At 54.2% G+C, this 23,224-nt stretch carries 23 protein-coding genes and 1 tRNA gene; 15 read left to right on the top strand and 9 right to left on the bottom strand.

Annotation, left to right across the window (positions count from 1 at the left end; translation table 11 throughout):
* Nucleotides 1–39 precede the first annotated feature (39 nt).
* Nucleotides 40–117 (top strand) — tRNA-Pro (locus KKD83_08205).
* 3 nt (nucleotides 118–120) lie between these two features.
* Here the strand turns inward: KKD83_08205 and KKD83_08200 are convergent.
* The 4 genes from KKD83_08200 to fmt form a co-directional block, all read right to left on the bottom strand.
* Nucleotides 121–396, bottom strand: a complete 276-nt coding sequence (locus tag KKD83_08200; protein MBU2536126.1) for a type II toxin-antitoxin system RelE/ParE family toxin — start codon at nucleotides 394–396, stop codon at nucleotides 121–123.
* A complete protein-coding gene (locus tag KKD83_08195) occupies nucleotides 368–568 on the bottom strand; it encodes a hypothetical protein (protein ID MBU2536125.1) in 201 nt (66 codons plus the stop codon). The genes KKD83_08200 and KKD83_08195 overlap by 29 nt, the downstream gene beginning before the upstream one ends.
* 101 nt (nucleotides 569–669) lie before the next feature.
* On the bottom strand, nucleotides 670–1,431 hold the full coding sequence (gene mazG, locus KKD83_08190) for a nucleoside triphosphate pyrophosphohydrolase (protein ID MBU2536124.1): 762 nt from the start codon (nucleotides 1,429–1,431) through the stop codon (nucleotides 670–672).
* Between the two features lie 32 nt (nucleotides 1,432–1,463).
* Nucleotides 1,464–2,411 carry a methionyl-tRNA formyltransferase gene (gene fmt, locus KKD83_08185; GenBank protein MBU2536123.1) on the bottom strand — a complete coding sequence of 316 codons (948 nt, stop codon included), beginning with the start codon at nucleotides 2,409–2,411 and terminating at the stop codon, nucleotides 1,464–1,466.
* Nucleotides 2,412–2,765: 354 nt separating this feature from the next.
* Between fmt and dnaA the strand changes: the two genes are divergently transcribed.
* The 7 genes from dnaA (at nucleotide 2,766) to KKD83_08150 (ending at nucleotide 10,331) form a co-directional block, all read left to right on the top strand.
* Entirely contained in the window at nucleotides 2,766–4,127 is a 1,362-nt protein-coding gene (gene dnaA / locus KKD83_08180) for a chromosomal replication initiator protein DnaA (protein ID MBU2536122.1), read from the top strand.
* Between the two features lie 245 nt (nucleotides 4,128–4,372).
* The gene (gene obgE / locus KKD83_08175) at nucleotides 4,373–5,638 is read left to right on the top strand and encodes a GTPase ObgE (GenBank protein MBU2536121.1); all 1,266 of its coding nucleotides are present in this window, start codon (nucleotides 4,373–4,375) and stop codon (nucleotides 5,636–5,638) included.
* Nucleotides 5,639–5,642: 4 nt separating this feature from the next.
* Nucleotides 5,643–6,245 (top strand): nicotinate-nucleotide adenylyltransferase, encoded by a 603-nt coding sequence (gene nadD / locus KKD83_08170; GenBank protein ID MBU2536120.1) that lies wholly within the window; start codon nucleotides 5,643–5,645, stop codon nucleotides 6,243–6,245.
* A gap of 107 nt (nucleotides 6,246–6,352) precedes the next feature.
* Nucleotides 6,353–6,988, top strand: coding sequence for a corrinoid protein (locus tag KKD83_08165; GenBank protein MBU2536119.1), 636 nt, complete (start codon nucleotides 6,353–6,355; stop codon nucleotides 6,986–6,988).
* Between the two features lie 29 nt (nucleotides 6,989–7,017).
* On the top strand, nucleotides 7,018–8,139 hold the full coding sequence (locus tag KKD83_08160) for a hypothetical protein (protein MBU2536118.1): 1,122 nt from the start codon (nucleotides 7,018–7,020) through the stop codon (nucleotides 8,137–8,139).
* A 21-nt stretch (nucleotides 8,140–8,160) separates the two neighbouring features.
* A complete protein-coding gene (locus KKD83_08155; GenBank protein ID MBU2536117.1) occupies nucleotides 8,161–9,285 on the top strand; it encodes a hypothetical protein in 1,125 nt (374 codons plus the stop codon).
* 11 nt (nucleotides 9,286–9,296) lie between these two features.
* On the top strand, nucleotides 9,297–10,331 hold the full coding sequence (locus KKD83_08150) for an MtaA/CmuA family methyltransferase (protein MBU2536116.1): 1,035 nt from the start codon (nucleotides 9,297–9,299) through the stop codon (nucleotides 10,329–10,331).
* Nucleotides 10,332–10,347: 16 nt separating this feature from the next.
* On the opposite strand, the gene KKD83_08145 is transcribed toward KKD83_08150, so the two are convergent.
* Nucleotides 10,348–11,256 carry a PAC2 family protein gene (locus KKD83_08145; GenBank protein ID MBU2536115.1) on the bottom strand — a complete coding sequence of 303 codons (909 nt, stop codon included), beginning with the start codon at nucleotides 11,254–11,256 and terminating at the stop codon, nucleotides 10,348–10,350.
* Between the two features lie 28 nt (nucleotides 11,257–11,284).
* The gene (locus tag KKD83_08140; GenBank protein ID MBU2536114.1) at nucleotides 11,285–12,283 is read right to left on the bottom strand and encodes a hypothetical protein; all 999 of its coding nucleotides are present in this window, start codon (nucleotides 12,281–12,283) and stop codon (nucleotides 11,285–11,287) included.
* Between the two features lie 253 nt (nucleotides 12,284–12,536).
* Between KKD83_08140 and KKD83_08135 the strand changes: the two genes are divergently transcribed.
* The 6 genes from KKD83_08135 (at nucleotide 12,537) to KKD83_08110 (ending at nucleotide 19,999) form a co-directional block, all read left to right on the top strand.
* Nucleotides 12,537–13,706 carry an iron-containing alcohol dehydrogenase gene (locus KKD83_08135; protein MBU2536113.1) on the top strand — a complete coding sequence of 390 codons (1,170 nt, stop codon included), beginning with the start codon at nucleotides 12,537–12,539 and terminating at the stop codon, nucleotides 13,704–13,706.
* A 26-nt stretch (nucleotides 13,707–13,732) separates the two neighbouring features.
* On the top strand, nucleotides 13,733–15,100 hold the full coding sequence (locus tag KKD83_08130; protein ID MBU2536112.1) for an aminotransferase class III-fold pyridoxal phosphate-dependent enzyme: 1,368 nt from the start codon (nucleotides 13,733–13,735) through the stop codon (nucleotides 15,098–15,100).
* A gap of 59 nt (nucleotides 15,101–15,159) precedes the next feature.
* Nucleotides 15,160–16,080: an ADP-ribosylglycohydrolase family protein gene (locus tag KKD83_08125; GenBank protein MBU2536111.1), complete on the top strand. Its 921-nt coding sequence runs from the start codon at nucleotides 15,160–15,162 to the stop codon at nucleotides 16,078–16,080.
* Nucleotides 16,081–16,152: 72 nt separating this feature from the next.
* Complete coding sequence (locus KKD83_08120; GenBank protein MBU2536110.1) at nucleotides 16,153–17,352, top strand: hypothetical protein; 1,200 nt, start codon at nucleotides 16,153–16,155, stop codon at nucleotides 17,350–17,352.
* 25 nt (nucleotides 17,353–17,377) lie between these two features.
* Nucleotides 17,378–18,172 (top strand): dihydropteroate synthase, encoded by a 795-nt coding sequence (locus tag KKD83_08115; protein ID MBU2536109.1) that lies wholly within the window; start codon nucleotides 17,378–17,380, stop codon nucleotides 18,170–18,172.
* Nucleotides 18,173–19,999, top strand: a complete 1,827-nt coding sequence (locus KKD83_08110; GenBank protein ID MBU2536108.1) for a DUF4445 domain-containing protein — start codon at nucleotides 18,173–18,175, stop codon at nucleotides 19,997–19,999. It begins immediately after the preceding gene.
* Between the two features lie 65 nt (nucleotides 20,000–20,064).
* Here KKD83_08110 and panB read toward each other — a convergent pair whose 3' ends face one another.
* The 3 genes from panB to KKD83_08095 form a co-directional block, all read right to left on the bottom strand.
* On the bottom strand, nucleotides 20,065–20,922 hold the full coding sequence (gene panB, locus KKD83_08105) for a 3-methyl-2-oxobutanoate hydroxymethyltransferase (protein ID MBU2536107.1): 858 nt from the start codon (nucleotides 20,920–20,922) through the stop codon (nucleotides 20,065–20,067).
* A 21-nt stretch (nucleotides 20,923–20,943) separates the two neighbouring features.
* A complete protein-coding gene (locus KKD83_08100) occupies nucleotides 20,944–21,879 on the bottom strand; it encodes a U32 family peptidase (protein MBU2536106.1) in 936 nt (311 codons plus the stop codon).
* A 93-nt stretch (nucleotides 21,880–21,972) separates the two neighbouring features.
* A complete protein-coding gene (locus KKD83_08095) occupies nucleotides 21,973–22,641 on the bottom strand; it encodes an endonuclease III (protein ID MBU2536105.1) in 669 nt (222 codons plus the stop codon).
* A 136-nt stretch (nucleotides 22,642–22,777) separates the two neighbouring features.
* Here KKD83_08095 and KKD83_08090 point away from each other — a divergent pair.
* Nucleotides 22,778–23,224: N-acetyltransferase (locus tag KKD83_08090; GenBank protein MBU2536104.1), on the top strand; the 447-nt coding region annotated here is incomplete at its 3' end.

The following is a 23,224-nucleotide window of genomic DNA, read 5'->3' as shown; positions in this document are numbered from 1 at the left end:
CTTGATAGAACAGGTAATTCCGTCTATAATTAGTGCTGTCGGGGCGTAGCGCAGTCCGGTTAGCGCGCAGCGTTCGGGACGCTGAGGTCGGAGGTTCAAATCCTCTCGCCCCGACCATTTTCACAGTCTTCTGTAAGTATCTTCTGAACGCCTGGCTACCTTAACTACTGTAACCAGACGTTCCTTATCATCGATTGAATAGACTATCCGGAAAGCTCTAATTCTGATACGCAATAGGCCGCTTTCTGCGAGTTTTTCTACATTTTGTGGTCTTGGCTGTTTCGCTAAAGCAGAGATAGCTTCAGCAACAACGTGGTAATCTCGGCCAGTAAGCTTGTCTAACTGTTTCTGGGCGGCTCGGCGTAGATCAATCTGGTAACTCGCCTCGGGATTCACGCTCCATCCTCTGCCGTTCGTATTGTTCCCAAGTGATAGTACCTTTTTTGTCCGCCAGAGCCTCTAACCCCTCCCGAATATCCTCCTCCTCTTCCTCCAGTGCACGACGCAGATTCTCTATCCTATTAATCATAAAAGGAGAAATTTTCGGCCTTGAAAATACTCCAATCATTTTAAACTTCGCCTCCCTCTGCTCTCCTAACCACATCGTTTTAAAGTATTATAACATAACGAATTTCCGAACTACAGAACAGATATTTATGCCGTTCAGTATCAATCTACCTTCTTTTTCGCCTCTTCCCACAGTTCGTTTTGCTCGTCAAAGGATAAGTCGGCAAGGCTCACCCCACGTTTGCGGCAGGTCTCCTCCATATGGGAAAAACGCTTATAAAACCTGCGGTTAGCCTCCCGCAGTGCCGACTCCGAGTCCATACCCAACCAGCGCGCCACGTTAACCAGCGTAAAGAGCAGGTCGCCGAACTCGTGCACCTTTTCTTGCTGGCTGTCCGCCCTTTTCAGTTCGCCAACTTCCTCGACCAGCTTGTCAATAATACCTCCAATGTTTTCCCAGTCAAATCCGGTTCTGGCCGCCCTGTCCTGGATTTCCTGGCTGTAGCCCAGCGCCGGCAGCTTTTTCGGCACATTGTCCAGCAGTGAGGCTTTCTCTCCCTTCTCCTTTTTCTTCAGTGCCTCCCAGTTGACCAGTGCCTCGCCGGCATCCTTTACCTTTACCGAGCCGAAGACGTGGGGGTGACGCTGAATGAGCTTGCGGTTGATATTTTGTATCACGTCACGCAGCTGGAATTCGCCTGATTCGGCAGCGAGTTGCGCGTGGAATACTATCTGCATCAGCAGGTCGCCCAGTTCCTCGGACAGTCTCCGGCTGCTCTTTTCATCGAGTGCTTCCAGAACCTCATAGCACTCCTCAAGCAACGCTTCACGCAGCGACTCATGGGTCTGCTCTTTATCCCAGGGACAGCCTCCCGGTCCGCGCAGCCGGGCGATTATCGCCACCAGTGTCTCAAATTTATCCAGGTCGTTTTCCGAAACCAATCTTTCCTCCTTGCCTAACTCGGCAGCACGGCGCCAACTAACCGCCGCTGCCCTCTCAGGAAATCAACCGCGGACATGGCCTGTTTGCCCTGTAGCTGCACCTTAATGACACCCAGAATCCCTTTCCCCGTGCTGACGCCGAAGGCGGCTCCCTCCCTCAATGCCACCACCTCACCCACTTTATGCTCACCTTGACCCGACAGAGCCACGGCGTCAATGATTTCAAGTCGCCTGCCAGCCCAGCGGGTATATGCTCCCGGCCAGGGTTGAAAGGCACGGACGCGCCGCCAGATATCATCTGCCGGGAGTTGCCAGTCGATCTCGCCGTCCTCCTTTTTAATGGCGTGCGAATAGGTGGCCTCGGCCTCGTTCTGGGGCCGGGGTGTAATTTCACCTGCCGTCCAGCGACTAAGCACACGGGGGAGCATCTCTGCCGCCATATGAGAGAGCTTGATTGACAGTGAGCCCGTCGTGTCCGGCGACGATATCGCCATCTTTTCCTGAGCAAGGAGAGGCCCGGTATCCAGGCCGCTGTCTAACAGCATGATGGTAACACCAGTGACCTCGTCGCCGGCGAGTATCGCTGCTGCCACCGGCGATGCGCCTCTGTACCTGGGCAGCCGTGAAGGATGAATATTCAGGCAGCCGTAGCGGGGGATGTTCAGAACCGTTTGGGGCAATATCTGCCCGAAGGCCGCTACAATGATAACATCCGGCTGGAAACCAGCGAGCCGTCCCACGGCCGCCTTCTCTTTTAAACTGGCCGGCTGAACCACCGGCAAATCCATACTCAACGCCGCCATCTTCACCGGTGAGATAAGCAGAGAGCGTCCCCTGCCGCCAGGTTTATCGGGCTGGGTATAGACCGCCACCACCCGGCAATGCTCGTGAACCAGCTTCTCAAGCGGGGGGATGGCGAATTCCGGGGTACCCATGAAAAGCACGCGCAATTCTGGTCTCATCGTGTAAAATTGTAACATTGTTAATTTTTTACAACAACTTTATATTTTGTACTTATGGTTGCAAAATCGAGCAAGAAACGGAGTTTGATACACTTGGTAAGGCTTGATGGGGTTTGAAAATGCCCAGCGATTACCAGCAAAACCCTTGCCAGAAAAAGGGCACGGTAGTATTCTATTAATCGTTGTTCTTATTTATTAATTAATCTTCCAGCCAGCAACTACCCCGGTAAAATTTCTGACATCCATTTTTGGTAGGGGTATTTTTTTGCTTTAAAAAGGAGGAGTCGAATCCAGGTCGAGGGGATTTGCCAGATATATATATTGAAAAATTCTTTTACTATTCTGAACTGATTAATGGAAAATAGACCAGCACGAGAAATTTGGGGCGCGGCCCTGGGCGAATTGCAGATTCAGGTCAGCAGGTCAAATTACCGAACATGGCTTGAAAAGACGGTAGGCTTAGAGTACCACAATGACCACTTTGTTGTCAGCGTACCCAACACTTTTATCGCCGAATATCTGGACCGGAACCAGCGTTCCCTGATTGAAAAGACGCTCATTCACCTCACATCCTCCCCGGAAATCCGGGTTTCTTTTCAGGTCGATGGCAAATATAAGAATTCATCGAATGGGCACAAAGAGGACCCGGACATTTTAAATCCGGCGCTAACAGATACTCCTCAGTTCAATCCTAAATACGTCTTCGATAGCTTCATCGTTGGCGATGGTAACCGGCTGGCCTATGCGGCGGCTCAGGGCGTTGCCTTGAATCCGGGTAAAATCTATAATCCGCTCTATATCTACGGGGTCGTGGGGCTGGGCAAAACTCATCTTTTACTTGCCATTGCGCATATAGCACAGTCCAGGCATATCCAGGTCATTTGCATCAGCGCCGAGCAGTTTACCAATGAATTCGTCAGTGCAATCCGCAAGAAAAAGGTTGACGATTTTCACCTGAAATATCGCCATGCTGGAATGCTTTTAATCGATGATATCCAATTCATCGGCGGCAAGAAGCAGACGGAGGAGAGCTTTTTCCACACGTTTAACGCCCTCCACAATGCTAACCGCCAGATTGTGGTCACCAGTGACCAGCCGCCGAAGGCAATTCCACTGCTGGATAAAAGGCTGCGGTCTCGCTTCGAGTGGGGGCTCGTGGTCGATATTCAGCCCCCGGGCTTGGAGACACGCCAAGCCATCTTACAATCAAAAGCCAAGCAGAGGGGTATAAATATCGCCGATGATGTCCTTAAATTCATCGCCAGCCAGGGGCAGCAGAACATCAGAGAGCTCGAGGGGTCATTGAATCGCGTGACCGCTTTCGCTAAGTTACTTGATGCCCCGCCCTCTCTGGAACTTGCAGAACAAGCAATAGCAGACATAGGCAGCAGAGAGAGGACTGTCGATATAAGTACGCACAGCTTGGTGATTAACGCCGTTGCCAGCAGCTTTGGCCTGAAACCGGATGACCTGAGGAGCAGCAAGAGAGATAAAGAGACCTCCCTGGTCCGACGTGTTGCCATGTACCTCCTTCGCCAGAACACCAGCTGTTCATTGGCCCAGGTTGGTGCCCTGCTGGGAGATAGAGACCCCTCGTCCGTTACCAACTCCTGTAAAAAGCTCGCTGCCGAACTAAGCAGCAACAGAGCACTAAAGCAAAAGGTTGCCGAAATACAAAAAATTATCAAGCACCCGCTAAAAGAAAACTCAAAGTAAAACCTCCCTGTATTGATAACATATCGGCAGCATTTAATTGTTCTTTTTGCAGCGATACTTCTTTTTTATTTGTTTTTGAATAATTTTTGATAATTCTATCCGACCTTGCCACTTACAACACGAGTTCAACCTAATTTGAAAAATAAAAAGGAAAAAGGCTTATAATTATAACTACTATTAAATTCTTATATACTTTATATAATTATATATAATATACGGATTTAATAGATGGGTAATTTGCTAGAATGATAGATAAAGTAGAAATACTGATTAAGGCCGGTGATGGCGGCAATGGTATAATCAGCTTCAGGCGAGAGAAGTTTGTACCCTTCGGTGGTCCGGATGGAGGGGACGGGGGAAACGGAGGAAACGTGGTTATCAGGGCAGAGAAAGCAGTAACCAATCTGAGAAAATACCGGTACCGAAAGCTATATCGTGCCAGTGATGGCCGACATGGCGGGGGCAAGAGAAAACACGGCAGGAATGGCAGCGACCTGATACTGGCAGTGCCTCCGGGGACAGTGGTTGCCAATAAAACAGCCCTGCCTGAGGATGAGCTGATTGCCGACCTGAAGGTAGACAGTGAGCAGGTGATTGGAGCCAGGGGTGGGCGAGGTGGCAGGGGCAATGCGCGTTTCGCCTCCTCCACCCAGCAGGCCCCGCGTATCGCACAGCGAGGAGAACCCGGTGAGGAACGAGAAATTATACTGGAACTGAGGCTCATAGCCGATGTCGGCATCATTGGCTATCCCAACGCGGGTAAGTCGACTTTACTGGCAAAAGCTTCCGCCGCCAGGCCTAAAATCGCCAGCTATCCATTCACCACGTTGGAACCGATTCTGGGAGCAGCAGAGGTCGGGATACAGAATTTTGTCCTGGCCGAAATACCGGGATTGATTGAGGACGCTCACCTCGGTCGTGGCCTGGGCCACGAATTTCTCCGTCACAGTTTGCGCACCAAGATGCTGCTCCACCTCATTGATGGCAGCCACGAATCGCCGGCGGATGATATGATACGGGTGAATAATGAACTCAGCCTTTATGATTCGGCACTGGCACAAAAACCGCAACTTGTTACGGTGAATAAAATTGACTTGCCGCAGGTAGCAGCCAGGCAAAGAGAGATAGAGGAATCATTTCAGCAGGGAGGAATCGAGGTATTTTTCGTGTCGGCAGCGACGGGACAGGGTGTTAACGAGCTTATGGTGGCCTTGGCCGAGAAGCTGAAACAGGTAGAGAGGAGCCAACTTGCTCTTAAGGAGGCACCGAGGAAGGTATTTCGTCCTCAGCCCAGAGATCGTGGTCCAAGGGTAAGGAGGGAAGGTGAAACCTTTGTCATTCAGTTCCCTGAACTGGAACGTATTGTGACCGTGCGGGGGGTTTCTGAGGATGAGTTACGCGCCCAGCTCAAGCATCAGCTTTCCCGGGCCGGTGTTGTCAGGGAACTGGAGAAGGCGGGTATTAAGCCCGGTAACAAGGTACGCTGCGGAGCTCTGGAGTGGGAGTGGTAATGCAATGAACACAGGTATTCTGGGGGGCACATTTGACCCGGTGCACAACGGTCACCTTATCGTCGCCGATGTGGTCAGAGCGCAGCTCAACTTGAACGAAGTACTTTTCATCCCGGCTGGCCAGCCATGGCTCAAGCCAGAGCGTATCATCACGGCGGCCGAACACCGACTGCATATGCTGCGGCTGGCGCTGGACGACACGCCCTATTTCAGCATCTCTGAAATCGAAATAGAACGGTCTGGACCAACTTATACGATTGATACCATTACCGCGCTGAAAGAGCAACTCAATGCCGAGGATGAATTGTTCTTTATACTGGGGCAGGATAACCTGATGCAGCTCCCGCAGTGGCATGAAGCGCCAAACCTCATCGAGCTCTGTTACCTGGTAGCGGTACCCAGGCCGGGCGTGAAAAAGCCGGATTTGAAAGCGCTGGAGGCGGAAATCCCGGGCATAACGCAGCGGGTTATGCTCATGAAGCAGCCGCAGGTTGATATCAACGCCACGGACATCAGGGAACGCGTTGCCAGAGGCCTTTCGGTGCGCCACCTTGTCCCCGAGCCGGTCAACCGGTATATCAAAGAGAATAGATTATATGTTAGCTGACTGCATCGGGCGGTACCAGGATTACTGGACAATTATGCCGCGTTTGCCTAGAATTTAATAGTTTTACCATTTATTTGTCTTTATCAAGAAAGAAAGGAGTCGGTTAGATGGCTGATTTGTCTCTTTTGGCCCAGGCGATTGACCAGGGCGACCGTGAAAAAACCGTGGCGTTGACTCAGGCGGCGTTCGATGCCGGCACCAACCCGCAGGACATCGTCGCGCAGGGATTACAGGCCGGCATGGCGGTGGTGGGTGAGAAATTCTCCAGCGGCGAGTACTTTTTACCCGATATGCTCATGGCGGCGCGGGCGATGAAGGCTGCCCTTGAGGTGCTCCAGCCGGCACTGGAGAAGACCGGCGTTCTGACCATCGGCAGGGTGGTCATCGGCACCGTTGAGGGCGACATGCACGACATAGGCAAGAACGTGGTCGCCACCTTTCTCAGCGGGAACGGCTTTGAGGTCTTTGACCTCGGGCTCAACGTGTCGGTCCAGAAATTCATTGACGAGGTGAAGGAGAAAAAGCCGGATATTCTGGGCATGTCGGCCCTGTTGACGACGACCATGCCGGTGATGGGTAAGGTCATCAAGTCGCTGGAGGAGGTGGGGCTGCGTTCCAGCGTGAAGGTGATTGTCGGTGGGGCGCCGGTCACGCAGGACTATGCCAACTACATCGGCGCCGATAGCTATGCTCATGACGGTGGCCGGGCGGTGCCAGCGTGCAAGCAGCTTCTGGGGAAATAGGAACTTATCTCGAGAGATCCAGATTACGAATGGCAATGACTCATAAACAGCAGATACTGGCGGCGGTGCGTGGTGAGCATCTGGATAAACTGCCCTACGGGGCGCGCATTGACGTGTGGTATAACTACCATTCCGCCCACGGCACACTCCCCGATAAATATAAGGGATGGAGCCAGACCGATATTCTGCGCGACCTGGGTGCCGGCGCCCAGATGCGCTTCTTTGCCGTAACCAGGGAAGAATACCGGGATATGGAAGTGGTGGAAACAAACAACCCGCCTTATATCACTACCGAATACCATACACCCATCGGCACCGTGGCCAAAAAGGAACTCTTCGATACTTCCGAAGGGCCCTGGATAAAGTATGAAATGGAGAAAATCTTTAAGAGTGAGAAAGATTACCCGGTAATAAAGTACGTCATGGAACACACCGAGGCGGTGGAGAATTTTGAGCCATATTCTAAATTACGGGAAGAAGTTGGCGAGGACGGCATGGTGATGACCGCAGCCGGCGGGCTCTGGTCGCCGGTACAGCGTGTAATGCGTGAAATAATCGGCTACGAAGAGTTTTTCTATGAGCTGGCGGACCGCCCGGCGCGGGTGGAGGAGATGATAGAGGTGGTGAAAGACCTGGAGAGAAGAAAGCTGCAGGTGGGCATAGAGTGCGACCTGGAAATATTCAATATCTGCGCCAACTGGAGCGATGATATTCAGACGCCGGTATTCCGCAAGTATTTTGTGCCCTGGTTTCAGGAGGTATGCGAGTTTCTCCATTCCCACGGGCGCTTGGTCATGGCGCACACCGATGGCGAAATGCGGCGCCTGAATCCCATGTTTAGGGAAACCTCTATAGATATTGCCGAGGCAATCACCCCCGCCCCACAGACCCTGGTCAGTATGAAGGAGTTCCGGGAGCAGCTGGGCGATGAGGCAACCATATGGGGAGGGATACCGTCGATACTCTTTGAGCCGATGTACAGCGATGAGGACTTTGATGCCTTCGTCAGGAATATGTTTAAAGAGATGGCGCCGGGGTACCGGTTCATCGTGGGGATGGGAGATAATCTGCCCTTCGACGGCGATATCAACCGCGTCGGCAGGGTCGCGGAGCTTATCGATAAACATGGTCGACTGCCGGTTCAGATATAAGCACAGGGGTTCAGGTTACAAATGACAATGACGCAGAAGCAAAGGATACTGGCGGCGGCGCGGGGCGAAAAGCAGGACAAACTGCCCTTCGGGGCGCGCATCGACCTCTGGTATAAATATCACGATGCCCACGGCACGCTTCCCGATAAATACCGGGGCCGGAGCCAGATAGACGTCGTCCGTGACCTCGGCGCCGGCATTCAGTATCGCCTGTTCGCCTCCCTCGTCAGGGAAGAATACCATGATATGGAAGTGATAGAGAAACAGGACCCGCCTTATATCGATACCGAGTACCGTACTCCTGTCGGAACGGTAACCAAGAAAGAAATTTTGGACACGTCCGAGGGGTATTCGGTCAAGTACGAGATGGAGAAACTATTCAAGAGCGAAAAAGACTACCCGGTGCTCAAGTATGTCATCGAGCACACGGTGCCGGTGGCCAATTTTGAGCCACTGGAGAAGATGCGCGACGAGCTTGGTGAGGAAGGGACAGTTATTGCGCCGGTGGGCAGGGCCTGGTCGCCGGTACAGCGGGTCATGCGTGAAATACTGGGCTATGAAACTTTTTTCTACGAGCTTGCTGACCGCCCGGCGGAAGTTGAGGAGTTGATCGAGCTCTTGAACGAACTGGACCGCAAAAAGCGTGAGATAACCGTCACCAGCGGACTTGAGATACTGCAGGTCTGCAGCAACTGGAGCGATGACATTCAGACGCCGGTATTCCGGAAGTATTTTGTGCCCTGGTTTCGGGAGGTGTGCGACTTTCTCCATGCCCACGGCTGCCTGGCCACGGTACATGCCGACGGGGAGATGAGACGCTTGAACCCCCTGTTCCGTGAGACCGGTATCGACATCGCAGAGGCGATTACGCCGGCCCCACAGACCGGGGTTACCATGAGAGAATTTCGGGAGCAGCTGGGCGATGAGGTAACCATATGGGGAGGGATACCGTCGATACTGTTTGAGCCGATGTACAGCGACGAGGACTTCGACGCCTACGTCATGAATATGTTTAAAGAGATGGCGCCGGGTTATCGGTTCATCGTGGGGATGGGGGACAACGTACCCTTCGATGGTGATATCAACCGCGTGCGACGGGTCGTCGAGTTGATTGATAAGTATGGCAGCCTACCAATCGAAGTCTAGGAGTAAAGAAGATGACTGCTGAGACCAACGGAGAAAAGCCTGACCTGACCCCGAGGCGACGTTTCCTGGCCAACCTGATGGGCGGACGTAAGGGCAAGCGCATTTCCGTCTCCAATCCCACCTCAATTGTCTGTGTGGAACTGATAAACAAGGTCGGCGTCCATTTTCCCGATGCCCATACCGATGCCAGTGCCATGGCGGAACTGGCCGCCGCCGGCTACGAGGTTCTGGGCTTCGATACCATCATGCCGGAGTTCAGCGTTCAGCAGGAGGCGGCCGCCCTCGGCTGCGAGGTGAACTGGGGCAGCGATAATATGATGCCAGAGACGATGACGCACCCGGTGAAGAACCCCGGGGACGTCGTTATCCCGGACAATCTGCTGGAAAAACCGTCCATAAAGGTGGTGCTCGATGCCATCTCGAAGCTGCGCCGTGAGTACGGCGACCGCGTGGCCATACTCGGCAAGGTGATGGGCCCGTGGACCATCTGCTACCATACGGTCGGTGTGGAGGACTTCCTCATCCTGGTGCGACTTGACCCCGAGCAGGTGAGAGCATACCTGGAGGCGTACATGCCGGTGACCATTGCCGTTGCTAACGCCCAGCTCCGCGCCGGTGCCGATGCGGTGGTGCTTCCCGACCACGCCACCGGAGCCATGGTCAGCGCCCAGACCTATGCCGACTTCCTGGTGCCGGTGCACCGTAAGATGCTGGCGCAGATAGGGGGGCCGACCATCCTGCATATATGTGGACGGTGCCTCGACCGTATTCCGTACATCGCCACCGAGGGCTATGACGGCTATCACTTTGAATGGCAGAACGACCCGAAGAAAGCTGTTGAAGCGGCGGGGGGCCAGGTATCGCTGCTGGGGGGCATCGGCAATATTGAGGGCCTGCTGCAGGGTACGCCGGATGATGTGTATAAACAGGCCAGGTACAACATAGAAGCGGGCGTTGCCTCCATCGGGCCGGAGTGTGCCATCTCGCTACAGACCCCTATTGAAAACCTGAAGGCGATAATCGCCGCCGCGGAAGAGGGCTATTAGCCGCCCACGGAGTTAGCTATTCTTCCCTCGTCTCTTTCAGAAATTCCTCGGCCAGCTGTACCGCTTCATTGGCTGTGAGGTCGAGCGGCGCTTCGTATTTAACCTCGACGTATTCCTTTTCCAGCTCCTCAATATAGGCCTGGAACTCCTGGTTATGGCTCGCCATGAAGTTGAGCTTCACCTCCAGCTCGTCAGCCTCCTGGTCAAGGTCAGAGAGGTCCAGATTGAGATGGAAAAGGCTGTTCAGCCGGAGCACGACCGCTTTTATCGCCTTGGGATTGCGCGGAATGACGATGTTGAATTCGGGGTAGTAGGTGGACCGGGCGATAATGCTCACCAGTGGCATTTTCCTCTTCTGCGACAGATGGAGCATGGTGATGCTGAAGCTGCCTGGTCCCTCGTAGTTGCTCGACTGCATACTGTACTTCAACATCTCCTGTCGTAACTCTTTCGATGTGCAGGCGCAGAACACGCCGGCCTCCTTGGTATGCGGCGTCTTGTCCAGGACGCCTCCCAGCACGTAAATTCGGCTGGCGCTGTAATCCGCGGCGAGATTCAGTATATTCTCCGTGTATTCTTCCCAGTTGGTGTTTGGCTCCGTGCCCAGGTAGAGAATCAGGTCATTAGCCGAATGAGGGTTGACCCAGTAGAAGAACTCGTTACGCGGAAATACGTGTTGTTTCAGCAGCCCGTCCGCGATTTTTATCTGGGGCCTGAGGGATAGCTGCCCCGGCACCTGGAATACGTGGTAACGGTCGAGGGGCATTTCCGCGAATTTTTTAGCTTTCAGTTTCTTGATAAGGTACTGTGTCGTGCCCGTAGCCGCCTCTCCACCATCCACCCAGCCGTTAATGCCGCAGATCAGATATGGCTGCCTTAGCTCTGGCTTTTCCAAAAATTGTAAATTGTTCTGTTTCGCCATCATACCCCACCTCCACTTATCAGGATAGATATCAGTGCAGCAGATTGTGCGCGTTGGTCTGGCACATCATTTTTATGTGTTCGTCAGGCACGCCGCGGAACAGGAAGCCGAGAATCAGTTTTCTCATCTGTTCCCAGGGGAGGCCGGTCTCAATATGACCGCAGTCAGAGCCGAAGACAATCCGCTCCGGACCCACTGCCTGATAAAAGGCTATCGTCTCATCCCAGACGAAGGCCGGCGGCGCCAGGTGCATGGCATAGATGCCGATACAGGCGCCCATATTGGCCAGTTCCTTGGCCTGCTCCGGCGTCACCATGGTCAGCGGATAATTGACGTGGTTGACCTCGATGCGTTCCACTCCCATCTCGACCGCTTCCTTGACCACGGCGAAGCGTTCCGCCGTGCTTTGATGACACAGGCCGAGCACCATATCCGTCTCCGCCATCAGTTTTAGAATTTCCTTCATCTCCGGTACCACGTTTCCCTTCTCATCGATGACGGAAATGCCCCCGCCTTTGGAGTGTCGTGTTACACTGCGGTGATGGGCGGCGTCCATGTTGGGCAACCAGATATATTTGCCCCCCACCCGGTAGCTGGCCACGACCGCGTCGGGGTTGAGTCCGCCGACGGCATAATTGAGCACCACGCCGCCGAAGACCTCGGTCTTTTTCTTGTTATGTTCCTCGGCCCATTTATCAACGACCGTCTGGGTGAGCTGCACCGAGGGAGAGGTTGGCAGGGTATGGTCCTTGCAGACGATGCCCGCCTGCCCCATTTCACAGGCCTGAATGGCGAAATCGATCTGGCTGAAAAGGCGCTGGGTGGTCGATGAGGGCCCGGTGTGCTGGTGGATATCATATGAGCCGCGTAGCAGGCCCCACATACGTTCATTGTCGAAATTCGGCTGCTTCATGGCGGCAACCGCTTCTTCCGGGCCATAAAGCGAGCTCCGCCCTCCCGCAGTGATGATTTCCTCGATTCTTTTCAGGTAATCCGGGGTCAATGACAGTTCAAAGGGTTTTTCGGCCATATTTTTCACGCCTCCTCAATCAATTATAGCATCAACATTGTTGGTGAATCACCAAAAGGCCGGGTTCCGTATCCTGTTATGATGTATGGCATTATCGTAACTGCGGATGCCATCTTTGTCAAACGACTAAGGCGGGACTGTTACCATATGGATTGACGTAAAGAGTCGAATATAATAGACTTTTGTCGATAGTCACTTTTCCTTGGAAAGGGGCTTACCATCTAGCCTATTTATTAATCTCTGGAGGAGCTTTATGCTGCCCGTCAAAACTTTCCGCATTCCCAACGCCGTTATCACCGGTTCCGGGTCGTCAAAACAGGTTGGCGATGAGTGCAAGAAATTAAATTTAAAGAAAGCCCTGATTGTGACCGACCGGAACCAGGTGAAACTGGGCATACTTGATGGTGTTCTGGAGTCGCTGCGACAGGGCGGCGTGGCATATGCCATCTATGATGGCGTCAATATGGAACCAGTCGTAGAGTATGTTCAGGAAGGGCTGGAGGCATTTCGGGGCCACGGGTGCGACTGTCTTCTGGCCGTCGGTGGGGGAAGCCCGATGGACACCGCCAAGGCCATATCGGTCATGGCCACCAACGAAGGCTCAATAGAGGACTACATGGGGCTGGGCAAGGTCCCCAGGAAAGGCCGACCGGTTATCGCCGTGCCCACGACGGCCGGAACCGGCAGCGAGGTTACACCGTTTACCATCATTACCGATACCAGACGGGACGTTAAAATGCTCATCGGCAGCCCATTTTTGATGCCCGAGATAGCCATCGTTGACCCGCAGCTTACCGTACTGCTGCCACCCGATATTACCGCTGCCACCGGAATCGATGCGCTGACCCATGCCATCGAGGCTTACGTTTCGGTGAAAGCCCAGCCGATAAGCGACCTATTCTGCCTTGCCGCCATAGAACAGATTGCCGGCAATCTGCGGCAGGCCTGGGCTGACGGGAAAAACCTGGAGGCGAGGGAAAAGACTATGATAGGCGCGCTCATGGGCGGGATAGCGTTCAGCAATTCTTCCGTGGCGCTGGTGCACGGCATGGCGCGGCCCATAGGGGCCTATTTCCACGTGCGTCACGGCGCGTCGAATGCCGCCCTCCTCGGCACGGTGATGGAATTCAGCCTGGAGGGAAATCCGACCCGGTACGCGCGTATTGCCGAGGCTATGGGAGTGGATATAAACGGCCTGTCCGAAATGGAAGCGGCGAAGCGCGGCGCTGAGGCGGTCAAGAAGCTCATTAAGGATATAAAGATACCGTCGCTGCGTGAGTTGGGCGTGGATAAAGAAAAGCTCGACCAGCTGGCGCCGAAAATGAGCGAGGATGCCATTGCCAGCGGCAGCCCGGCCAATAATCCGCGTCAGGCAAGCAAAGAAGAGATAATCGAGCTATACAAAATAGCTTACGGAAAGTAATCATCCGGAGTACAGAGGGGGAGTATATGGCAGATAGATTGGGAACAGCGCAGAAACGGAACAGCCACCTTTTCGGGACATTACATGGAACCCTTCCGCCGCAAGTGATTTGCGAGCGCGGCGATGGCGTATACCTGTATGACCAGAATGGCAAGAAGTACATTGACTTCAGCGGCGGGCCTCATGTCGTCTCCCTCGGGCATGGCAACCAGAAGGTAAATGAGGCAACGAAAAAGCAGATTGATAAAGTGTCCTTCTTCTTTCGTGCCTTCTGGCTCAACGAGCCGCTTCTGGAACTGGCAGAACGCATTATCAGCGTTGCCCCGGCCAATTTAACACAGTGCCAGTTCTGCAACAGCGGTTCCGAGGCCAACGAGACAGCGATAAAAATCGCCCGCCAGTATCATGTGGAAAGGGGCAAGCCGGAGAAGTACATGGTGCTATCCCGCTGGCAGAGCTATCACGGCATGACGCTCGGTGCGCTCTCCGTTTCCGGGCATACCATGCGGCGGCAGAAGTTTGAGCCGGTACTGCACCAGTGGCCCAAGATACCGGCCCCGTTATGCTACCACTGTGCTTACGAGCTCACCTATCCGGGTTGCGACATTAAATGCGCCCGGGCACTCGAAGAGATTATCAATCAGGTCGGCGCGCAGTACGTTGCCGCCTTCTTTATCGAATCGATAGGTGGCGCCGGCACAGCCTGCATGGTGCCCGTTCCGGAGTACTACCCTATTATCCGCGATATTTGCGACAAGTACGATGTGTTGCTCGTCGACGATGAGGTCATCTGTGGCTTTGGCCGGACGGGCAAGTGGTTTGGTATTAATCACTGGGACGTCAACCCCGATATCATCACCTCGGCCAAAGGGATGACCGGAGGCTATACCCCGATGGCGGTGGTGATTATCGACGAAAAAATCGGCAGGGTATTTTCGGAGACGGGCGCCAGCTTCGTGCACGGTTTCACCATGGAGGGCAACCCCGTCTCGGCGGCCACCTGCCTGGCGGTTATCGATGTCCTCCAGAAAGAGGGGCTGGTGGAGCGCTGTGCCCGGCTTGGCGAGCACTTTTTCCAGAAGGGGAGAGAAAAGCTGGCCCATCATCCTGTGGTGGGGGATATACGGGGTAAGGGCCTGCTCATGGGCATCGAGCTGGTGCAGAACAAAGAGGCACGGGAGCCTTTTGCCCTGAAGCGGCAGGCAGCCAACCGCCTCCAGCATATCGCCATGGAACACGGCATTATGAGTTATCCCACCATTGGCATCAAGAACGGCGTCAGCGGTGATGCTCTGCTGGTCTCACCTCCCTTCACTATCACCGAACCGGTGATAGACGAAGCCTTCGACCTGCTGGACGCCGCCATCACCGATTTTGAGAAGGAGTTTCTCTAGGCAGAGAAATGCCCGAATGCTCAGTCGATGGGTCTGAGCAGCAAGTAAGCTTTTCTCAGATGGACGGTCCGGCTCTGAAGTCGAAATTCCTCGGTGCCTTTATCGGCACGGCAGTGGGTGACGCCCTGGGCGCGCCGTTTGAAGGTTATGACCGCGTGGAACCCGAGGAAATTGAAACGGTGGCGGAAAGGCTGCCCGTATTGACCTATACCGACGATACCCACATGATGCTCGGCGTTGCCGAATCGCTGTTGCGGTGCCGGGGATTTGACGGCGAGGATATGGCATACACCTTTGTCCGCAACTATGAGCGCGAGCCCTATCGCGGCTATGGACCCGGGCCGCCGCGCATCTTCCGTATGATTCGAGACGGTGTCCCCTGGGATGAAGCGGCCCAGCGATTATACCGCGGTGGTTCCTTCGGCAACGGCTCGGCAATGAGGGCGGCACCTATCGGCGTATTTTATCGTGATAACCGGGAGACCCTGCGGGATGTGGCCTACGGGTCTAGTCAAATTACGCATGCCCATACGCTGGGCAGGGAAGGCGCTGCTATACAGGCTTATGCCATTGCCCTGGCTACTGTTCTGGAACCGTCCCCGGACTTCGACCGGGCTGAATTCCTGTCCAAGCTAATCAACTTTACGTTGGAAAAGGTGTACCGCGAGAAGTTGAACAAAATAAGCGCGTTGATGGTTCAGCCAGACCCGGAAAAAACGGTGCTTGAGCTGGGAAACGGCATTGAAGCCTTTAATTCCGTCCCCACCGCCATTTATTGCTTTCTGTCCCGGCCCGATTTATTTGCCGGTGCGGTACTTGGTGCAATCAGCCTCGGTGGCGATACGGATACCATCGGAGCGATGACGGGCGCAATCTCCGGGGCGTATCTCGGCGTGGATGCCATTCCCGGCCGGTGGCAGGGTAAACTGGAAAACCGCCGCTACATCGCGGAACTGGCCGAGAGTTTGTGCAACATTTAGAAAGATACTATACTTAAACAGATAAAAAATTCTTATTGAATCCATTCTGCTGGACCTGAAGGAGACCGCGCTATGAAGGAATCAAGTGTTCTCAGGCCCAATCGGAAACGCTTTCGGGAGCTGTGCCTTGGCCAACGACCGGACGAAGTCCCGATATATGACTGGTTCAACAAGTACTGGTCGGAAACACCCGAAACCTGGGTCAGGCAGGGCGCCCCAAAAGAGATTTTAAACCAGGATGGTTACAACCGTTATTTTCAGCTTGACCATATTCACAGCACGCAGGAAATCGTGGCCGGGGTAAACCGTGCCGATTTAAAGGAAGACCCCACACAGATGGGCCCGGGGCATTACCTTATCACCCCGCCGGTGGTCCCCGTTTTTGAACGGAAGGTCATTCGAGAAGATGAACGCCATCGGGTCGAAATCGCTTTCGGCGGTCAGACGGTTGAGGTTTCCAAAGAGCACCCCCTGCGCATGCCCAAGTATTTAGACCATCCGGTTAAGGATAGAGCTTCCTGGAACGAATACAAGAAACGGCTTGACCCCGATACTCCCGAGCGATGGCCCAGAGACTGGGATGCTTATGTGGCACAGCGAAACAGTGAAGACGCCCCCACCGTACTGCTGATGGCTGGCTTTTTCGGGGTGCTGCGGGAGTGGGCGGGGCTGGAGAGACTGCTTTACTGGTTCTACGACGACCCCAAACTGGTTGAGGACATGATGGACCAGGTGCTCTATTTGGTGCTGGGCGTGGCCAAAAGGGCGGTCAAAGACCTGAGGATTGATTTCGTCCGGTTCTGGGAAGATATGGCCTATAAGGCAGGGCCCTTGATTTCCCCCGATATGTTCAAGAAATTCATGATACCCCGCTACAAAACAATTACCGATTTCCTTCACAGCAATGGTATCGATATCATCCATGTGGACAGCGATGGCAATATCGAAGAACTGATACCTATCTGGCTCAAGGAGGTCGGAGTCAATTTCCCCTGGCCGCTCGAGGTGGCGGCAGGCATGGACGGCATTGCCCTGAGGAAGAAGTTCGGCAAGGAGCTCATTCTGGGCGGCCACATTGATAAAAGGGCTTTCCTCAAGGGGAAAGATGCGCTGCGCGAGGAAGTAATGTCCAAGGTGCCGTACCTCTGTAAGACGGGTGGTTTCTTCCCCGGTCTGGACCACGCCATTCCGCCGGACGTTTCTTTTGATAATTTTAAATACTTCATCAATCTGCTCCGGGAGATTGCCGGCCTGGACAAGCTGCCCGATTAGCGATATCAGTTGAGGAGGAATTTTTATGCTAATTGTCGCCGAGAGAATTAACTCGTCTCGCAAGACAATCAGCGAGGCGATAAAAGCCAAAGATGCCGATTTTATCCGGAATGAGGCAAGGTCCCAGACAGAAGCCGGCGCAAGCTACATTGACGTAAACGCCGGCAGCTTCGTCGGGCAGGAGGCGGAGTTCCTGTGCTGGCTGGTGGAAGTGGTGCAGGGTGCCACCGATTTGCCGCTCTGCCTGGACAGTCCGGACCCGGCGGCAATCGCGGTTGCCCTGAAGCTGGTGAAGAAGCCGTGCCTGGTAAATTCCATCACCATGGAAAAGCAGCGTATGGCTGGGATGCTGCCGTTGATAAAACAGTACGGGACGAGAATCGTCGTGCTGTGCCAGAGCGATGCCGGCATGGGCCGTACCGTTGATGAAAAAGTAGATATAGCCCGGCAGATGGTCGACATTTTGACCAAAGAAGGTGTGGCGCCGGATGACATTTTCATTGACCCGCTCATTTACCCCATAGCCACCGATACCCAGTCGGCAGTCGCCGCGCTCGGGGCTATCGGTGAAATCACCAGGCAAATGCCGGAAGTGCACACCATCTGCGGGCTGACCAACGTATCTTATGGGCTGCCGGTGCGGAAGCTTATCAACCGCACGTTCTTAATTGCGGCCATGGCCCAGGGGCTTGATTCGGCAATCATTGACCCCACCGACCGCGAGCTTATGGCCGGTCTGGCGGCGGCGGAGACGATTCTGGACAGGGACAAGTTCTGCGCCGGATACATCACCGCTTATCGGCAGGGGAAGCTGTCATAGATGAAGGTTAACGTCCGGGTCATTCCTCCCGACCGCGAACTGAAACTGAAGGCAGGCGATAACCTGCGCACCGCACTCATAGAAGCCGGGATTCCCCTCGATTCACCCTGCGGAGGACAGGGTACCTGTCTCAAGTGCAAGGTACAGCTCTCTGGAATCAGCCGGAAATACACGGAACCGGAGAAGGAGAAGCTGTCCCGGGAGGAACTGGACAGTGGCTGGCACCTTGCCTGCCAGGTTACCGTGGAGGAGTCCGGCGAAGTCCGCCTTCCTGAGATAGAGATTTCAAGGGCCAAGGCAAGTTTTGGGTTGCTCGGGGAGGAAATCTCCCTGCAGCCCAACGTCCGGAGCATTCATTTCGAATTGAGTAAGCCTTCTCTAAAGGACCAGCGGGCCGACTGGGACCGCCTCGCCGAGTATCTGGAACGGTCCGTAGATAAACCAGTAAGCACCGAACTGCCATTGCTGCGGGAGCTATCGGCTCGCCTCCGTGAGTGGAATTTTAAAGGGGAGGCGGTGGTGGTGGGAAATGACGTGGTGGAACTGGACCCACCCGGCGCTGAAAGAGATATGCTGGGCGTGGCCATCGACATCGGCACCACCACCCTCGCGGCGGCGCTGGCCGACCTGCATACCGGTAAGGTGGTTGCCCTGGATGCGGAGCTCAATCCCCAAATCACCTTTGGTGCCGACGTTGTTTCCCGGATAATGTATGCAGAAGAGGGTCCTGAAAAGCGAGAAAAACTGCAGAAAGAACTGGTAAAAGGTTTAAACCAGCTTTTGCTCCGGCTGTGCCGCAATGCCAAACGAGAACGGGACAGAATTTTCGAAGCTACGGTGGTGGGCAATACCACCATGCTCCATACGTTACTGGGACTGGAGGCCAGATATATTGCGCTGGCGCCGTATGTTGGAGGCTTGAATCAACCGTTCGACCTGCCGGCAATCGAACTGGATTTGCAGATTCACCCCAGAGCAAAAGTACACATCATGCCGTCGATTGCCAGCTTTGTGGGCGCCGATACCGTGGCCGTCATCCTGGCGACAAGGCTGCATCAGAGCCGTGTTCCCAGGCTCGCCATTGATATCGGCACCAATGGCGAGGTGATGCTGGCTACCAGAAAGGGAGTCCTGACCGCCTCCACCGCGGCCGGCCCCGCCTTTGAAGGGGGACGGATTAAATATGGCATGCGTGCGGTGAAGGGCGCCATCAGCGCTTTTCAGGCCACTCCAGAAATAGATTACTCGGTAATCGGTAGCGTGGCACCTAAAGGTATCTGTGGCTCCGGTCTGATTGACCTGGTGGCGGAGCTTTACCGGACAGGAGTGCTCGACCGCAAAGGCCGCATTCTACAGCCCGCAGAGGTAAACTCCAGGTGGGCGGAGGAACTGGCACCGAGGGTCAGAGTCCGTGAGGAAGCGCGGGAATTTATAATCTTCAGAGATGAAGAAAGAGAGGTCACGCTGACCCAGCAGGACGTCCGCGAATTGCAGCTGGCCAAGGGGGCCATACGCGCTGGTGTGGAACTGCTCATGAAAGAAGCCGGCATCAGCGCCGATGATATCCAGGAAGTCCTTCTCGCCGGCGTGTTCGGCAACTATATCAACCGTGAAAGGGCGGTCACTTTGGGGCTGATTCCACCGTTCCCACTGGAAAAAATACATTTCATCGGCAACGGGGCCATGGATGGTGCCCTGAAAGCCCTGCTCGACCTGGAAGAAAGGCGTCAGGCAGAAAAGATTGCTTCTGAAGCGCACCATATCGAGTTGTCTGGAAGGCCGGACTTCGAGGAAACCTTTCTGCGCTGCCTGTCGCTCGGCGATTAAAAAGCGGCGTGGCGTAATGCCACGCCGCCCGTTACCTTTTCTTGGATTTCACCAGTATATGCTTATTACTGCGGTGGCAGATTCTTCAGCATTGATTCCAGCTTGTCGAGTTCCCCCTCAACCATGCGGTAGCAGTGCTTCTCCTCGGGGAACTTGCCGGTTCTGACATCGTCGATATACTCGCGGAACGCTTTGTCAATGACCTCGGCAAGATTGGCGTATTTCTTGACGAACTTGGGCGTGAACGCCTCAAAGTAGCCCAGCATATCACCGATAATCAATACCTGGCCGTCGGTGTACATGCCGGCGCCGATGCCCAGCACCGGGATTTTAAGCATCTCGGAAATTTTCAAACCCACTTCCGGAGGAACTGCTTCCACCAAAAGGGCAAAGGCACCCGCTTTTTCAATGGCAAGAGCGTCCTTTATCAGCTCCATGGCGGTATCCGCGGTGCGCCCCTGCGCCTTGAAACCGCCCAGCTGCCCGGAGCTCTGCGGGGTCAGGCCGATGTGCCCCATCACGGACATGCCGCCTTCAACGATGCCCTCAATCTGCTTGATGACCCGGCGACCACCTTCCAGTTTGACGGCATCCATGCTCGCCTCTTTGAAGAACCGACCGGCGTTTTCAATGGCGCCTTCCCTTGAAACCTGGTAAGAGAGGAAAGGCATGTCGCCGATGATGAACGTGTTGGGCGCGCCCCGTCTGACTATCTGGGAATGTTGAATCATCTGGTCCATGGTCATCGGCACCGTTCCGGGCAAACCGTGGACAACCATAGCGGCGCTGTCGCCAACCAGTATCATGTCGATACCGGCTTTTTCACAGAAACTGGCCATGGGGAAATCATAGGCGGTTAGATAGGTGATTTTCTCACCCTTCTTTTTCATCTCCACAAAATCGAGAACGGATTTCTTTGGCATCTGTCTATAATCCTCCTTCTTTTACTTTGGCACGGGCACTCTCAGGTCTTCCGGTCCCTGCTTTGATACTATTAGTTCAGGATGAACCTGTTCTACCAGTTCGATAATATTCTTGATGGAGCGGATTTTTTCCCGGCCCAGTTCCGCCAGCATATCCTCGGACATGCCCCAGGGCATGTACATTGCCAGGCCCGGACCCGGCTCCATCTTGAAGTAGCAGGGAGAAGCCACCCGGGCGATTTCCGGCGTCTCAAAGATGCGGTTGAAGCCGCCCATTGAGCTCCAGAGCTGAATGTGTACATCGAGAGGAATGTTCACCACGCTCCTAATAGAGGCCAGTTCCGGCAGCGTCAGGTCGGCCACCGGATTGCAGCTGCCTGCCCCGAGGGACTCCACCAGTTTTACTCCCGTGGCATTGGCGTGTCCGGCGAAGATGGAGACCTTGAATACGATGTCCTCGGGCAGGTCACCGTTCTGCTTCATGGTATTGAGCAGGGAAAGGACTCCCTCATCCCAGACCAGAAAGCCGCGGAAGCCAAGCTCGATACAGCGTTCCAGTTCCATCAGGTAGTGCCGGACGGAATCCATTCCCCTCATCCGCATCCCGGAAAGGGCACCTTCTGGAGTAGCAACCTGCCGGCCGGTGTACCAGGTAGGTCGCGGTCCCGGCGTCATGATAACCTCCACCTGGTTATCACGGGCGATTTCGGCAAATTCTCTCAGCTGTTCACGGGTGAGCATGGAAGCTCCCCGTACCACGGAAATCGAGCGGTGGAAGGGAACCCCCTGCTTTTTAGCTTCGTCGCATGTCGCGGCCAGGACTTTGGGTGTCTCCATACCGGAAATCTCCACGCGGTAGTGTGCGCCGTCGGGGAAGGTTTTGGTCGAGCTTGGCAGGTCATACCGGTCGCCACTGGGAAATCCCGCGCTCTCCATAGCCCGTGCAATTTTATCCATATACGTCCCTCCAGTGCATTTGGAATTCAGGAATGCTCCAGTGTCCGACCCGAAGAAAAGCTTATTACATTGCCTTTTTCTTGTCAAGGAACTTTACTTCGATGGCTGGTTTTGCCGGAAATATAGGCAGTGCCTCCGTAAAGCGCACGCGGGACATCGTGGTCGCTGCGCCTTACACACTTTTCTGCCGTGTTCAATCATCAGCACATGAAAAGGATAGACCTTATCCGGCGGCACCAGGCTTTCCAGCAACCTGTGGGCCTTCGCCACCGTGGTATTGGCATCAATCAGCCCGAGCCGCATTGCCACGCGATAAATATGAGTATCCACCGGCAGGGCCGGTCGGCCCAGAGAAAAAAGAAAGACGCAGTTGGCCGTTTTGGTGCCCACTCCCGGCAGCTGCGTCAGCCAGTCCCTGGCCTCGTCCAGAGGAAGCTCATTTAAAAAGTCGAGCTCCAGGCGGCCTCGCTTTCGCTGGATTTCCCCGAGCGCCTGCTTGATGTACCTCGCCTTGATTTCCCCCAGCCCCCCGCCTTTTATGGCGTTGGCGATCTGGTAAACATCAGCAGCGGCAGCATCCTCCCATCTAGGGAAAAAGGTGAGGAGAGACTTGAAAGCTCTTCTTGAATTTGTATCAGAGGTATTTTGAGAGAGAATGGTCTGGACCAGCACGTTCAGCGGACTATCATCCGGCCGCCAGTCCCGATTTCCATACTCGTTGATTAAAAGTTTTAAGATTTGTTCAATGCGTGCTTTATCCATATAGACATTATATACGGGGATTCACCGTCTTAAAAAGGGGCTGGAGTATCAATAGGTGAACTTCTGTAGTGACGTCCAATCTTCCCTAATGATATAATGGCCGACAGACTAGCGAAGTTGGCAGGAGGCTACTTGTTTGCTAATAATACGTCCAGAAACAACTAAAGATAAAGATGCAATTCGCCATGTTAATGAAGAGGCATTTGGTCAAAAGGAAGAAGGAGAACTCATTGAAAAGCTTCGAAAGCGAGGCGTTTTGACACTTTCGCTGGTTGCGGTTCAGGATAATAGGATTGTGGGGCATATTGCGTTCAGCCCAGTAGTTATAGAATCGGAATGTTCGAGCTTCGAGGCAATCGCCCTTGCCCCGATGGCGGTTCTTCCAACGCACCAGCGTAAAGGGATTGGCTCACAAATGGTTCGGGCTGGTCTCAGAGAGTGCCAACTTCTTGGCTATGAGATAGTAGTCGTATTGGGTCACCCCGATTATTATCCCCGCTTCGGTTTTGTTCCGGCCAGGCCCAAAGGCATTGATTGCGAATTTGAAGTTCCTGCAGAAGCCTGGATGGTTTTAGAGTTACGG

This window comes from Chloroflexota bacterium, assembly GCA_018829775.1.
In the GTDB taxonomy this organism is placed as follows: Bacteria; Chloroflexota; Dehalococcoidia; order Dehalococcoidales; family RBG-16-60-22; genus E44-bin89.
Note: the sequence above shows the minus strand (reverse complement) of the source record. Positions and strands in the feature narration are given on the sequence as shown.

Coding starts and splice junctions, on each gene's coding strand:
- KKD83_08100 (MBU2536106.1), bottom strand. CDS start 21,879: ATGGATAAAATTGCACGGGCTATGGAGAGCGCGGGATTTCCCAGTGGC.
- KKD83_08150 (MBU2536116.1), top strand. CDS start 9,297: ATGACTGCTGAGACCAACGGAGAAAAGCCTGACCTGACCCCGAGGCGA.
- KKD83_08130 (MBU2536112.1), top strand. CDS start 13,733: ATGGCAGATAGATTGGGAACAGCGCAGAAACGGAACAGCCACCTTTTC.
- fmt (MBU2536123.1), bottom strand. CDS start 2,411: ATGAGACCAGAATTGCGCGTGCTTTTCATGGGTACCCCGGAATTCGCC.
- nadD (MBU2536120.1), top strand. CDS start 5,643: ATGAACACAGGTATTCTGGGGGGCACATTTGACCCGGTGCACAACGGT.
- KKD83_08125 (MBU2536111.1), top strand. CDS start 15,160: ATGGACGGTCCGGCTCTGAAGTCGAAATTCCTCGGTGCCTTTATCGGC.
- panB (MBU2536107.1), bottom strand. CDS start 20,922: ATGCCAAAGAAATCCGTTCTCGATTTTGTGGAGATGAAAAAGAAGGGT.
- KKD83_08145 (MBU2536115.1), bottom strand. CDS start 11,256: ATGATGGCGAAACAGAACAATTTACAATTTTTGGAAAAGCCAGAGCTA.
- dnaA (MBU2536122.1), top strand. CDS start 2,766: ATGGAAAATAGACCAGCACGAGAAATTTGGGGCGCGGCCCTGGGCGAA.
- KKD83_08120 (MBU2536110.1), top strand. CDS start 16,153: ATGAAGGAATCAAGTGTTCTCAGGCCCAATCGGAAACGCTTTCGGGAG.
- KKD83_08155 (MBU2536117.1), top strand. CDS start 8,161: ATGACAATGACGCAGAAGCAAAGGATACTGGCGGCGGCGCGGGGCGAA.
- KKD83_08165 (MBU2536119.1), top strand. CDS start 6,353: ATGGCTGATTTGTCTCTTTTGGCCCAGGCGATTGACCAGGGCGACCGT.
- KKD83_08195 (MBU2536125.1), bottom strand. CDS start 568: ATGATTGGAGTATTTTCAAGGCCGAAAATTTCTCCTTTTATGATTAAT.
- KKD83_08115 (MBU2536109.1), top strand. CDS start 17,378: ATGCTAATTGTCGCCGAGAGAATTAACTCGTCTCGCAAGACAATCAGC.
- obgE (MBU2536121.1), top strand. CDS start 4,373: ATGATAGATAAAGTAGAAATACTGATTAAGGCCGGTGATGGCGGCAAT.
- KKD83_08135 (MBU2536113.1), top strand. CDS start 12,537: ATGCTGCCCGTCAAAACTTTCCGCATTCCCAACGCCGTTATCACCGGT.
- KKD83_08140 (MBU2536114.1), bottom strand. CDS start 12,283: ATGGCCGAAAAACCCTTTGAACTGTCATTGACCCCGGATTACCTGAAA.
- KKD83_08110 (MBU2536108.1), top strand. CDS start 18,173: ATGAAGGTTAACGTCCGGGTCATTCCTCCCGACCGCGAACTGAAACTG.
- KKD83_08160 (MBU2536118.1), top strand. CDS start 7,018: ATGGCAATGACTCATAAACAGCAGATACTGGCGGCGGTGCGTGGTGAG.
- KKD83_08095 (MBU2536105.1), bottom strand. CDS start 22,641: ATGGATAAAGCACGCATTGAACAAATCTTAAAACTTTTAATCAACGAG.